The sequence below is a fragment of the Martinezella tropici genome, assembly GCF_003287875.1.
In the GTDB taxonomy this organism is placed as follows: Bacteria; Pseudomonadota; Alphaproteobacteria; order Rhizobiales; family Rhizobiaceae; genus Rhizobium; species Rhizobium tropici_C.
Window position 1 is genome coordinate 19,484 of sequence record NZ_QMKK01000034.1, and the last position, 11,439, is coordinate 30,922.

At 59.5% G+C, this 11,439-nt stretch carries 13 protein-coding genes; 9 read left to right on the forward strand and 4 right to left on the reverse strand.

What is annotated here, in order from left to right; all coding sequences use genetic code 11:
• Positions 1–166: 166 nt before the first annotated feature.
• On the reverse strand, positions 167–535 hold the full coding sequence (locus DQ393_RS13270; protein WP_112342241.1) for a DsrE family protein: 369 nt from the start codon (positions 533–535) through the stop codon (positions 167–169).
• Between the two features lie 281 nt (positions 536–816).
• Here DQ393_RS13270 and DQ393_RS13275 point away from each other — a divergent pair, with 281 nt between their 5' ends.
• Positions 817–1,764, forward strand: a complete 948-nt coding sequence (locus DQ393_RS13275; protein ID WP_181592342.1) for an AraC family transcriptional regulator — start codon at positions 817–819, stop codon at positions 1,762–1,764.
• 203 nt (positions 1,765–1,967) lie between these two features.
• A complete protein-coding gene (locus DQ393_RS13280; protein ID WP_112342243.1) occupies positions 1,968–2,591 on the forward strand; it encodes a plasmid pRiA4b ORF-3 family protein in 624 nt (207 codons plus the stop codon).
• 139 nt (positions 2,592–2,730) lie between these two features.
• On the opposite strand, the gene DQ393_RS13285 is transcribed toward DQ393_RS13280, so the two are convergent.
• On the reverse strand, positions 2,731–3,654 hold the full coding sequence (locus DQ393_RS13285; protein ID WP_245430347.1) for a LysR family transcriptional regulator: 924 nt from the start codon (positions 3,652–3,654) through the stop codon (positions 2,731–2,733).
• A 77-nt stretch (positions 3,655–3,731) separates the two neighbouring features.
• Here DQ393_RS13285 and DQ393_RS13290 point away from each other — a divergent pair, with 77 nt between their 5' ends.
• The 3 genes from DQ393_RS13290 to DQ393_RS13300 are packed head-to-tail and all read left to right on the forward strand — an operon-like array spanning position 3,732 to position 5,388.
• Positions 3,732–4,445, forward strand: a complete 714-nt coding sequence (locus DQ393_RS13290; RefSeq protein ID WP_112342244.1) for an SDR family oxidoreductase — start codon at positions 3,732–3,734, stop codon at positions 4,443–4,445.
• A gap of 4 nt (positions 4,446–4,449) precedes the next feature.
• Positions 4,450–4,824 carry a VOC family protein gene (locus tag DQ393_RS13295; protein ID WP_112342245.1) on the forward strand — a complete coding sequence of 125 codons (375 nt, stop codon included), beginning with the start codon at positions 4,450–4,452 and terminating at the stop codon, positions 4,822–4,824.
• Positions 4,825–4,848: 24 nt separating this feature from the next.
• Complete coding sequence (locus tag DQ393_RS13300) at positions 4,849–5,388, forward strand: ester cyclase (protein ID WP_112342246.1); 540 nt, start codon at positions 4,849–4,851, stop codon at positions 5,386–5,388.
• Positions 5,389–5,396: 8 nt separating this feature from the next.
• On the opposite strand, the gene DQ393_RS13305 is transcribed toward DQ393_RS13300, so the two are convergent.
• Positions 5,397–6,011, reverse strand: coding sequence for a TetR/AcrR family transcriptional regulator (locus DQ393_RS13305; protein ID WP_112342254.1), 615 nt, complete (start codon positions 6,009–6,011; stop codon positions 5,397–5,399).
• Between the two features lie 90 nt (positions 6,012–6,101).
• Between DQ393_RS13305 and DQ393_RS13310 the strand changes: the two genes are divergently transcribed.
• The 3 genes from DQ393_RS13310 (at position 6,102) to DQ393_RS13320 (ending at position 8,682) form a co-directional block, all read left to right on the forward strand.
• Positions 6,102–6,905, forward strand: coding sequence for an inositol monophosphatase family protein (locus DQ393_RS13310; RefSeq protein ID WP_112342247.1), 804 nt, complete (start codon positions 6,102–6,104; stop codon positions 6,903–6,905).
• 103 nt (positions 6,906–7,008) lie between these two features.
• Positions 7,009–8,184 (forward strand): MFS transporter, encoded by a 1,176-nt coding sequence (locus tag DQ393_RS13315; RefSeq protein ID WP_112342248.1) that lies wholly within the window; start codon positions 7,009–7,011, stop codon positions 8,182–8,184.
• 12 nt (positions 8,185–8,196) lie between these two features.
• Positions 8,197–8,682 carry a cupin domain-containing protein gene (locus DQ393_RS13320; protein WP_112342249.1) on the forward strand — a complete coding sequence of 162 codons (486 nt, stop codon included), beginning with the start codon at positions 8,197–8,199 and terminating at the stop codon, positions 8,680–8,682.
• Positions 8,683–8,925: 243 nt separating this feature from the next.
• On the opposite strand, the gene DQ393_RS13325 is transcribed toward DQ393_RS13320, so the two are convergent.
• Positions 8,926–9,874, reverse strand: a protein-coding gene (locus DQ393_RS13325; RefSeq protein ID WP_112342250.1) for an IS630 family transposase whose coding sequence is annotated in 2 segments (ribosomal slippage) — positions 8,926–9,537 and positions 9,539–9,874 — 948 coding nt in all. Because the reading frame shifts where the segments join, the coding sequence is not laid out codon by codon here.
• A 131-nt stretch (positions 9,875–10,005) separates the two neighbouring features.
• On the opposite strand from DQ393_RS13325, the gene DQ393_RS13330 reads away from it, so the two are divergent.
• Positions 10,006–11,130: an IS110 family transposase gene (locus tag DQ393_RS13330; protein WP_112339943.1), complete on the forward strand. Its 1,125-nt coding sequence runs from the start codon at positions 10,006–10,008 to the stop codon at positions 11,128–11,130.
• Positions 11,131–11,439: the final 309 nt, after the last annotated feature.

Consider the following 11,439-nt stretch of genomic DNA (forward strand, 5'->3'; position numbering starts at 1 on the left):
GCTGGCTATCGCCAAGAAGTCGTTCGACGACCGGAACGCTCGGAGGTTAAAGCGCAATCAATTCAGCAGGCCGACAGCGAACGAGCCTTTCCGGGATGCCGGTCTGATGCCTTCGGGGCATTTCTGCGCGTTGAAGACATCAGATGCCGTTGATGCCAAGTTACCATCAGAAGGAGAGAGTGGCAGCACCTTCCTTGATTGCCGCGTGCATGAGGCTGGCGCCGGTGATTATCACCCCATCCATAAGGTCCGCCTGCTCATAGCCGCGAGAAGTAACGCAAGGCGTGCAGGCCCAGACGGCTCCGCCTCTCTGCATGAAATCGTCAATCAATTTAGCGAGGGGATCGAGCGGCGCCACCTGCGTCATCGTCTGTCCGCGTTTCCGCAGAAGGTCGATACCGGTGCTCGTCAGGAACATGCTGACATCGAGGCCAGCGGTAATCGCCCCATTTGCGATCGTGAACGCCACCGACGACAATTCGGATTCGATGCCCTTCGTGATCAGGATGACAAGTTTCTTGTTGGTTTCGGCCATGGAAAATTTCCTTTCAGGTTGTTGCGCAGCACCCTAAAAGGCGGTGGTCTTCATGTCTTTGGCCGGGATGCCGCTTGAATTGATCGATTTTCCAGCGTTGATATGAAGTATCGGTGAACTACGCTACATGGGCCCTCTAACGGCCCCAGAATGCTCCTGGCGTTGCTGTGCACCAAGACCAAGTCGTGTAGACGTTCGGCAATCTGCAGCCGTGGCCTATGAAAGTAGCGGGCGGAACCGTCCAAGTCTCAAAGCTATCGCTTCTCCAGGGGTACCGAAGAGTGGAACAGGCAAACCTTCAGTCGCTCATGAGCGAGGCTCTACGTCGGGTCCGCATCACGGAAGCCCTTCAATATTGCTATATGCCATCGGGCGATTGGGAAACCGATGCTTCACCGGCGTCTTACCAGCCAAAGGACGCCATCGGCTTTCACATTCTTGCCGGCGGATCTTGCTGGATAGAATTCGACGGTCGACGCACCACCCTGCACGAAGGCGACATAACGGCTTTCCCGTTCAGCAGCGCGCATTTTATCGGCGCGGGCGCGGGAGGGCAGATCTTCGATCCAGGCGGAGCACTACCGCCACAACCCTGGTCCGAGACGCCGATCCTACGTTTCGGCGATTCCGACCGCGTCGTTCGCTTTCTCTGTGGCTATGTCCGTTGCGAGGCAATGCACTTTCTGCCCTTTCGCGAGGCGCTGCCGGAATTCATTCACGTCTCCACCGAGGGCGACTGGCTCAACGGAGTCGTCTCGCAAATCGTCCAGGAGGTGGACGATCCGCATAGCGGCGGAATGGCGATCCTGGAGCGTCTTACCGAGATCGTATTGCTCGAAGTCCTGCGCCGACAGCTCTCCGCCGAGCCAAACCGCACGACCGGCTGGCTGGCTGCCATTCGGGATCCGATCGTCGGCAAATGCCTACAACTCATTCATCGCGATCCTCTCTGTCCATGGACGTTGAAGGACTTGAAGAATGAAGTGGGTGCCTCCCGAAGCGTTCTTTCCGAGCGTTTTCAGAACATCCTTGGGACCGGACCGATCTCCTATATGCGCGATTGGCGGCTTTTCCTTGCGAGAGAGCAACTGCTCCAGGGAGACCAGGCGATCAGCAGTATAGCGTTCGAAGCAGGATATTCCTCCGAAGCGGCATTCAACCGCGCCTTTGTCCGCGCGAATGGAATGCCGCCGGCCGCGTTTCGAGCCCACCAGCGCAAGTCGGCCTGAGCGCTTCCGGGTGCCCATTAGCGTCTTTGCGACCTGAGAACTGACGCCATCCAGCAGTCGGCATTGGGGAAGACGGAGTCCACTTGAAAGTCTAATATATCAGCGATGGTCGCCAGCGCGAAGTCTCGACCACCGGAGTATCTTGGGCGCGTGGTGCGCGCACCAAACTTGACGGCCTACTAGCAACCTTGTTCAATCCGGCAATGTTCAAAGCCACAAACGCTGTTCAGATCAAAGTTTCCATCGATGAAATCGAGCGCAGCGTCTGGCGCCGTCTGGTTCTGCCTGTTTATTGGAACCTGGAACATCTGCATCTCGGCATTCAGGCAGCCTTCAACTGGTGGAACTATCATCTCTACGAGTTCCGGATTGGCGGTCTCAGGTATGGGGATGTTGAGATCCTTGAGGAGGACGCGACTGACGACGATCCTCGGGTCTTCGATCATAGGGAGGTTCGTTTGCTTGATTTTGAGCAAGGCTCTGTCTTTAGCTACCACTATGATTTCGGGGACGGTTGGCGGCATACCGTCGTGGTCGAGGACTTTTTGACACTCGGCACCGCGCCCAAGCACGGAAGCTGCATCGCCGGCGAACGGGCGCGACCGCCTGAAGACGTCGGTGGCGTTTCAGGGTACGAGCGGTTTCTGGAGATCATTGCCGATCCAGACGATCCCGAGTTTGCCGAAACCATTCGGTGGTGCGGTGGTTACTTCGATCCCGAATGGTTCGACCTTTCGACCGCGGACAAAGATCTCCGCAATGCTTTGCGTCCGAATGTCAAACGGCGTCTATATCAACCGAAGCCGAAAGTTATCTCGAGAAAATAAGTCTGGACGGGCTAACGGTTGATTTTGCTCTTGACGAGATTCGAACTGTTGGTCTCGGATGCAATTTCTCTAAGCCGCTGACACATCGAGGTCGCGCGGCGTGAATCCTAACTTCACAGCTGGCCTATCCGCCTAGATGTCACAATTGGAGCACCGAATTCGCTGACTTAAGGCTGCTTGCCAAGAACTCGATGCACAGTCGCACTTTTGCGGCCGCCAGCCGGCTATGGGGAAACACAACGTGGATTGGTGCCGCGGCAAGATCAAATCCCGGGAGGACAATCTCCAGCTTGCCACTTTCGATGTCGTCGTGGACGTCCCAGATGGATTTCAGGACCAGCCCGGCTCCGGAAAGTGCCCAGCGGTGCGCAAGCTCGCCATTGTTGGTCGTGAGCCTCCCCATGACATTTGCGCTGCGGCCATCGGCGAAGGTCCAGTGATTGTTCGGCGGTTCGCCAAACGCAATGACCTCATGGCGGGTAAGGTCTTCGATTGTTTCGGGCCTTCCACGGCGATCGAGATAGGCGGGTGCTGCGCAGATGACGCGCCTGTTCGGTGCAATCTGCCTGGCGACCAGGCTGGAGTCGGCAAGCGCACCAAAGCGTATGGCAAGGTCATAGCCGCCTTCGACGATATTTGTCAGGCTGTCGTCTGTGTCGAGATGCACGAGCAGGCCCGGATGCATCTCCTGGAATTCGCTGAGCAACGGCGCGATCCATCTGATGCCGAATGCGAAGGTCGATGTAACCTTCAGCGTGCCGATCGCCGTATCCCTTCCGCTCGATGCTTCCGTTTCCGCATCATCGATCTCCGCCAGGATCTGGACACAGCGGTCATAGAACCGCGCGCCTTCATCGGTCAGCGCCAGAGACCGAGTCGTCCGGTTGATCAGCCGAACCCCCAGCCGCTCCTCCAGCCTCGACAGCTTGCGGCTGATCACGGTCAGCGAGAAGTTCAGCTCGCGCGCAGCACCTGTCAGACTGCCCGCCTGAACCACCCGCACGAAGACCAGCATGTCGAGAAAGTTGTCGCTCATATTCTTGCTGATATCGCAAGAGACCATCGACAACAATCTCCATTATCGCAAGTACGTTCCAGCGCTAGTTTACCGTCATCGAAACCAATCGCGGAGAGATGGACATGGCATCGTTGAACCAGAAGCGCGTCCTCGTCATCGGCGGCAGCTCGGGCATCGGGCTTGCAGTCGCCCAGCAGGCACATGCCGCAGGCGCTGTCGTCACAATCGCATCGCGATCGCCAGACAAGCTCGGGAAAGCCGCAGCGTCGGTCGATCCCTCGATGGCCACAGTCGTGCTCGATACCGGCGATGGGTCTGCGATCGAAACCGTCTTCGGATCCCATGACGCATGGGATCATATCGTCGTCTCTGCGGCTCAGACGCCCAGCGGTCCGGTTCGCAAGCTTTCGCTCGATGACGCGAAGAAAGCGATGGAGAGCAAGTTCTGGGGTGCCTACCGGATCGCCAAGGCCGCAAGGATTGCGGAACGCGGCACGCTGACCTTTATTTCCGGGTTCCTGAGCGAGCGCCCATCGGCCTCGTCGGTACTGCAAGGCGCGATCAATGCAGCACTGGAATCGCTTGCCCGCGGTCTGGCGTTGGAACTGTCTCCCATTCGGGTCAATGCCGTATCGCCGGGCCTGATCGATACGCCGCTATGGAGCAAGATGGACGAGGCGAACCGCGCCGCGATGTTCGAGCGCGTCGCCGGCAATCTGCCTGCCAAGACGATCGGCCAGTCCTCCGATATCGCCAACGCCGTTCTCTTCCTGATGACGACGCCCTTTGCCACCGGATCGACCGTGCGTGTCGATGGCGGCGGCGTAATCGGCTGATGCCATGCAGCTCGACCATGTAACACTGCGGACGGCGGACCTCGATGGAACCCGGCAATTCCTGGAGGACCTGCTTGGGCTGACCGTCGGCTTCCGACCGAACTTCAGCTTTCCTGGCTACTGGCTCTACCGCGACGGCGAACCGATCGTCCATCTCATCCCCAGCGGCGGTGCGCCCGTTGGCCGGGACGCCGAGACGATCGACCATGTCGGGTTCCGCCTCGAAGGATACGGCGCCTTCCGCGGCAGGCTGGATGCTACCGGGATCCTTTACTCCACCATGGATCTTCCCGAGCTCGGGGAACGGCGGCTGTTTGTTCACACCCCGGGCGGCATCCTTCTCGAACTCGTCTTCCGGGACGACGTCGAAACCAACTGACCAACCGAAACAGGGTTGAAGACAATGATCAAGAACGCTGTGACAGGCGGCCTTGCGGCTGCCGCTCTTGCAATTTCCGTGTCAGCTCCGGCCTTCGCGGCGGCACCGCTGAAGATCGACGACATCGTCCATTCAGCGAAGCGATCACATGCCGAGGCGTCTGCGGAGACGGCAGCTCGGCATTTCTACTCGTTTTGGAACACCGGAGACGAGGCGGATCTCAAGGCTGCGATCTCGCCGTCCTTCACCGACCATACGTTACCCGAAGGCCGTCCGCAGGGACCTGATGGCCCGGCATTCGCGTCTAAGACCTTCCGGACCGCCGTTCCGGATCTGTCCGTCGAAGTCCGCAAGATGGTGTTTTCCGGCGACTACGTCACCGTCCACATGGTGTTCCGTGGTCATTTCACCGGGACGTTCGCTACGACCAAGGGGGCGGGCCAGTCAATCGAATTCATCGCAACCGATCTTTTGAAAGTGACGGACGGTAAGGTGACCGACAACTGGCACATCGAGGACAATCTGACGCTCTTGAAGCAGATGGGCGTCGTTTCGATGAAGTGAGTGCGGGCTCACGCCTTCGGCGGCGTCAGCCCGAGATAGCCGAACACGGCCTTCCGGGTACGTGCCCGTAGAGCCACTCCGTCCAGCTCCCGTCGGATGCCTGCCATGTCCGTCATCCCGCGGGTGATCGCCATCACGTCGAAGGCCAGCGTTTCGAGATCGATATCAGTCTTGGGGTTGGCCTTCTGCAGGACAGAGGTCAGCGCCGGGTGGATCACGTCGATGACGCTCTTCTCGCGGGCGTGGTTTGGGAGACGGTCCTCCTCGATGTCGAGGAGGCGGGCCAGTGCCGGTCGTCGCAGTTGATGGGCCACGCCCGCGTCGGTCATCAAGGCGAGCGCATTCCGCCAATCGTCTTCCGAACTGGCCCTCTCGATGTCGGCAAAGAGGTCAGCGGTCTCACGATGGATGAGCGCGATCGTGATGGCGTCCTTGTTCGGGAAATACTGGTAGAGCGACCCGATGCTGACCCCGGCGCGATCGGCCACCGCATTGGTCGTGTACCCTTCCAACCCGCGCTCTTCCAGAATGCGAGCTGCCGCCTCGACGATGATCTCGACAGTAACCGCGGAACGCGCCTGAACCGTCTGTTTTCTGGGACTTAGCTTGGGTTTTCGCACCATGTTCCGCGCCGGGCCAAAGCGAGTTTGTGAGGCAGGCAGAGGGCCATATCCTTCTTCCATCGTCAATCGAGTTTCGAAGAAAGAACAGCCATGATCACCGTAGACACCGATACCTGTGCATTCCTGCTCCGTGCCGCAACCGACCAGATCGCGGCCTCCATCGACCGCCCTTCGTCGACGGACGACATTGCCTCCGTCATCGACTGGGTGCGATCCAGGAGCGCTAGGGCGGCCGCCGATCTGCGCGGCCAGCTCGCGACACGCTATCCTGACATCGGCTGGACGGGCGAGGAGGACATGCCAGATGATCCGAATGCCGCCTACTGGGTCTACGACTCGATCGACGGTGCATACCATTTCCTGCAGGGCCTGCCGCTGTGGTCGAGTTCGCTGGCGCTTGTCATCGGTGGGCGTTGCGTCTTCGGGATCGTCTATGATCCGACCTCCAACGAGCTGTTCGTTGCCCAGGAAGGTCACGGTGTGACGCTGAACGGAGAGCGCGTGACGACCCAGCACAAGACAGAACTCAAAGGCGCCGTTCTGGGGTCGGCCGTACCGCCGATCGCTCAGGTCGGACCGGAAGAGCATGCCGAGGCACTCCGACTGCTCGAACGCGTGACCGGGCAAGTCTTCGTCGTCCGTCAGATGGCCTCGGCATCGCTGCAGCTTGCCTACGTCGCCGCTGGTCGGCTCGATGGTTACTTCGAGGTCGGCCATGACATTCCCGACTGGCTTGCCGGTACCTTGCTGGTCAAGGAGGCAGCCGGCATCGTCACCGATCTTTCCGGCAATGGCTTTGGCTGGTCGTCTGACGGCCTGCTTGCCGCTTCGCCCGATATACATGCGCAGCTTCTGAAAGTCGCGGCATCCGCCGCCCACGTCCCGAGCGCTTAAGCGCGCTCAACCGGATCCAGTCCTCATCGGCAACGAGAGACGCGTCGCTATCCCGATCGGGAAACCGTGCCGTTTGTCGCTGGTAAACGACAAGGAGAAGACAATGCCTATTGCGATCTACGCCCTGACGATCGGAGCCTTCGGGATCGGCGTCACCGAATTCGTTCTGATGGGTCTTTTGACCCAGGTCGGGACGGCCCTCAACGTATCGATCCCGACGGCCGGACTGCGGATATCAGGATATGCCATCGGCGTTGCGCTCGGCGCACCGGTCCTGACCGTCCTTCTGTCCGGTTGGTCCCGTAAGAAAGTCCTTCTCGCGCTAATGGTGATCTTCACCATTGGCAACCTCGCCTGTGCTCTTGCGCCGAGCTATTGGTTCCTGCTCGCCGCGCGCGTTGTCACGGCGCTGGCGCACGGTACCTTCTTCGGCGTGGGGTCAGTCGCCGCGACCTCTCTGGTCAAGCCGGACCGCAAGGCGTCCGCCATCGCTGTCATATTCACGGGACTGACTGCGGCGAACATCCTCGGCGTGCCCTTTGGCACCTGGCTGGGTCTCGAACTCGGTTGGCGGGCGACCTTCTGGGCCGTCACCGCGATTGGCATCGTCGCCCTGGCGGTGATCGCTCGTTACGTTCCATCTGACCATGGTACCACGGCGGTCAGTGATTGGCGCGCCGACCTGCGCGCAATGATAAACCCTTCCGTCATCATTGGGCTCTCGGTCACCGCTCTTGGGTTCGCTGGCTTGTTCACGGTTTTTACCTACATCGCCCCGCTGCTGACCGAGGTCACGGGGTTCAGTGAGGCAGCTGTCTCTCCGATCCTTCTGGTCTTTGGTGGCGGCCTCGTCCTCGGCAATCTTGCAGGCGGCAAGCTCGCCGACCGATTCCTGCAGCCGACCGTCATCGGCACATTGCTTGCTCTGGCTGCCGTTCTGATCGTCTTCGGCCTCGTGGTTCACAGCAAAATCCTGACGATCGTCATGGTGGCCCTGCTGGGTGCCGCCGCCTTCTCGACGGTCGCGCCGCTGCAGATGTGGGTCATGCAGAAGGCAAAGGGCGCTGGTGAGAGCCTTGCCTCCAGCCTCAACATCGCAGCCTTCAACGTCGGCAACGCGCTCGGCGCGTGGCTTGGCGGAACCACAGTTGCGCACGGCCTCGACTTCACGAACCTGCCATTTGTCGCCGCCGGAATTCCGGTAATCGCTTTGGTGGTCGTCCTGATCGGCAAGTGGATGTCCGGCTCCCAGACTGAAAATGCAGCCTACAAGAACTGAAAGGATTCAACCGTGACCCAGAACACCACCAAGACCTTCGTAGTGGCAGGCGTCGCCATGAAGCGCTTGCTCTCCGGCGCTAAGACTAACGGCCAGTTCTGCCTCTTTGAAAACCGCAGCGACGGAAACACGAGAACGCCGGTTCACGTCCATGCGGAGGATGACGAGACGATCTACATGATCGAAGGAGAGCTAACCGCCATCATCGATCGAAAGATGCACACGCTGACAACAGGTGGCAGCATCTTCATGCCGCGTGGCGTTCCACACCAACTCATGAACAACACCGACAAGACGGCGCGATACGTTCTGGTCGGCACACCCTCGTTGTTCGATACCTTTGTAGAACACGCCGGTTATGAGATCGGCGCCGATGAGAAACCCGATGCGTCGGCCGAGGCCGATGTCGCCCGTCTCAAGGCAGCGGCACCGCAGTTCGGCATCACGCTGCTTTCCGACTGGCCCACCCAGCCTGAGGGCGGTTCCAACGAAGCGTAGTATGAAGAATTGCTGGATCGACGGAGTGGCCGGTTCCGGTAGCATGGAGGTCATTGCTCCTGAAGGGTTTTGAACCAGCGATCCGCGCGCTTAATGCGCTAAGCGATTGAAAACCCGATCTGTTGATTAAGCGGAGCGTTGTGTTGTTTGCAGCGTAATCAGATTTATGGAACTTTATTGAGTGCTAAGAACATGACGGTGATAACAGGACACTTTCTGTGGCGTTGTTCGTTCTAGAGCGTTTCAGGTTTTGACGGAAGCGTATCCGGCGTTTGCGAAGTAGTTGCTGCATTCGCTAGGCTCGATGGTTGTGACGAGGTGTCCGATGTGGCGCCAGGTGTCATCGATGGTTCGCTTCTGAGCCAGGCGCATCCAGTGCTTGATTTTGGCGAAGGCCTGTTCGATCGGATTGAGGTCAGGTGAATAGGGCGGCAGGTACCAGAGCCGCGCCCCAGCATCGCGGATCATCTGACGGATGGCGCCCGACTTGTGGGAACCGAGATTATCCATCACGACGATGTCGCCGGGTTCGAGCACCGGTAGGAGTTGCTGTTCGACATAAGCTCGGAAGCACTGGCCGTTGATCGGTCCATCGAAGACGCAGGGTGCGGCAAGCCGATCGCAGCGCAACGCGCCGAGGAAGGTCAGGGTGCGCCAATGGCCGTGCGGGGCGAAGCTGCGCAGGCGTTTGCCCTTCGGCCCCCAGCCTCGAAGCGGTGCCATGTTGGTCTTGATCCAGGTTTCATCGATGAAGACCAGCCGCCTTGGATCGAGGCCGGTCTGCCAGGACCGCCAGCGCTGTCGTCGTCGTGCGATGTCGGCACGCGCCTGCTCAAGGGCGAACAGTGTTTTTTTTGAACCGCAGCCCCTCGCGCCGCAGGAATTGCCATACGGTGTCGTGGGATACCTTCACCCCTCGTGCGGCCAACTCTTCCTTCAACCCGTGTAGTGACAGATGCGGCGTTTGGCTGATCCGCTCCGCGATAAACGCCCGGTACGGCTCCAGAACACGCTTGCGGTGACCGCCCATCTTCCCGGGCGCGACAGAGCCGCTCGAACGATACCGCTGCGACCACTTCACCGCCGAAGATACCGCAATACCGAACCGCGCCGCCACCGACCGGCAGCTCTCACCGGCCTCGATCGCATCAACAACACGCTTGCGAAGATCATTTGAAAGAGGTCTAGTCATTCGATGCTGGCCTCCATTCCAGCCAGCATCTTGAGACCCCATGTCCTTAGCCGGCAGGGTGGCTCGTCTCGCATTATGTTCAGAACGAGGGTTAGCTGCAGCGCCAGAGCCTCAAACATAGGAGACGAGCCGTGGTCGATGATATCGCAGTTTACGTTGGTTTGGATGTGAGCAAGGAAAAAATCGCGATCGGTCTGGCGGAAGCGGGCCGCAAAGGTGAGGTTCGCTATTACGGCGAAATTGCCAACCGTGCTGATGCGGTGCGCAAATTTGTCGACAAGCTTGCTGGACGTCACGGACGCCTGTGCCTTTGCTATGAGGCCGGCCCGACAGGTTATGGATTGTATCGTCAACTTCGCGATCTTGGCCATGAATGCCTTGTCGTCGCGCCATCGCTGGTTCCGACCCGTCCGGGGCTTCAGATCAAGACGGATCGCCGCGATGCTGTCGCGCTTGCCGCGTTGTTGCGCGCTGGTGAACTGTCGTCCATCTGGGTTCCCGACGAGACACATGAGGCCATGCGCGATCTCTGCCGGGCAAGGGAAGTGACGGTCTCGGATCTACGGCGCGCGCGCCAGCATCTTTTATCGTTCCTGCTCCGGCACGGGCGGGTCTTCGAAGGCCGCTCTCATTGGACAAGAGCTCATCGAAACTGGCTGGCGACACAGCGCTTTGATCACCGTGCGCAGCAGATCGCTATGGAAGAATATATTCGTGCCATCGAGCAAATCGAGGAACGGCGTGAGCGGTTGACCCGGCAGATGGTGGCGCTCTTGCCGGACTGGTCGCTTAACCCTGTCGTCGAAGCGATCCAGGCCCTGCGCGGTGTCGCACAGATCTCGGCGGTGACACTGGTATCGGAGATCGGCGACTTCAGACGCTTCAACAATCCCCGGCAGTTCATGGCATGGCTGGGTCTGGTTCCCAAAGAGCGCTCGACCGGGGCCAGCGTGTCGCGGGGTTCAATCACGAAGGCCGGCAACACCCGTGCGCGGCGCATGCTGGTCGAAGGCGCATGGACCTATAGATTGCCTGCGCGTGTAAGCCAGGAAATCCTGAAACGAACGGAGGGGCTGCCTGAAGCGATCAGGGCGATCGCCTGGAAGGCGCAGGTGCGGCTATGCCAACGATATCGGCGCATGCAGGCTAGTGGCCGCCCCACAAACATCGTCATCGTCGCCATCGCGCGCGAGCTCGCTGCCTTCGCCTGGGCGATTGCGACGACAGTTCCCATTACCCCAACAAAGGCAGCCTGACGAAAAGGCATCAAGGGAAAGGAGAAAACAAGTTCAATTCCATCACGCTGTTTATTGCTGGGCGTGGCGGCCGGTCAGGGTAACCCTCGTTGTGATTCTGCGAGCCTGAAACGGCAACACGCGCCATGTGAGACAGAGGAAGGCCCGAGACGAACCACGGTCCTGCGGTATCCAACCCGCGCATCAGAGTCTGATCAACCGTCGTCTCAATGCCGCCGCGTCCTGCAATAACCAGCCCGTTTCTTTCGGCGCTGAAAAGCGAAACGAAAACCTATACCCCAATCCTTGAAAACGGACATGAGAATCACA

Coding starts and splice junctions, on each gene's coding strand:
- DQ393_RS13300 (WP_112342246.1), top strand. CDS start 4,849: ATGATCAAGAACGCTGTGACAGGCGGCCTTGCGGCTGCCGCTCTTGCA.
- DQ393_RS13280 (WP_112342243.1), top strand. CDS start 1,968: ATGTTCAAAGCCACAAACGCTGTTCAGATCAAAGTTTCCATCGATGAA.
- DQ393_RS13310 (WP_112342247.1), top strand. CDS start 6,102: ATGATCACCGTAGACACCGATACCTGTGCATTCCTGCTCCGTGCCGCA.
- DQ393_RS13285 (WP_245430347.1), bottom strand. CDS start 3,654: ATGGTCTCTTGCGATATCAGCAAGAATATGAGCGACAACTTTCTCGAC.
- DQ393_RS13305 (WP_112342254.1), bottom strand. CDS start 6,011: ATGGTGCGAAAACCCAAGCTAAGTCCCAGAAAACAGACGGTTCAGGCG.
- DQ393_RS13295 (WP_112342245.1), top strand. CDS start 4,450: ATGCAGCTCGACCATGTAACACTGCGGACGGCGGACCTCGATGGAACC.
- DQ393_RS13270 (WP_112342241.1), bottom strand. CDS start 535: ATGGCCGAAACCAACAAGAAACTTGTCATCCTGATCACGAAGGGCATC.
- DQ393_RS13290 (WP_112342244.1), top strand. CDS start 3,732: ATGGCATCGTTGAACCAGAAGCGCGTCCTCGTCATCGGCGGCAGCTCG.
- DQ393_RS13315 (WP_112342248.1), top strand. CDS start 7,009: ATGCCTATTGCGATCTACGCCCTGACGATCGGAGCCTTCGGGATCGGC.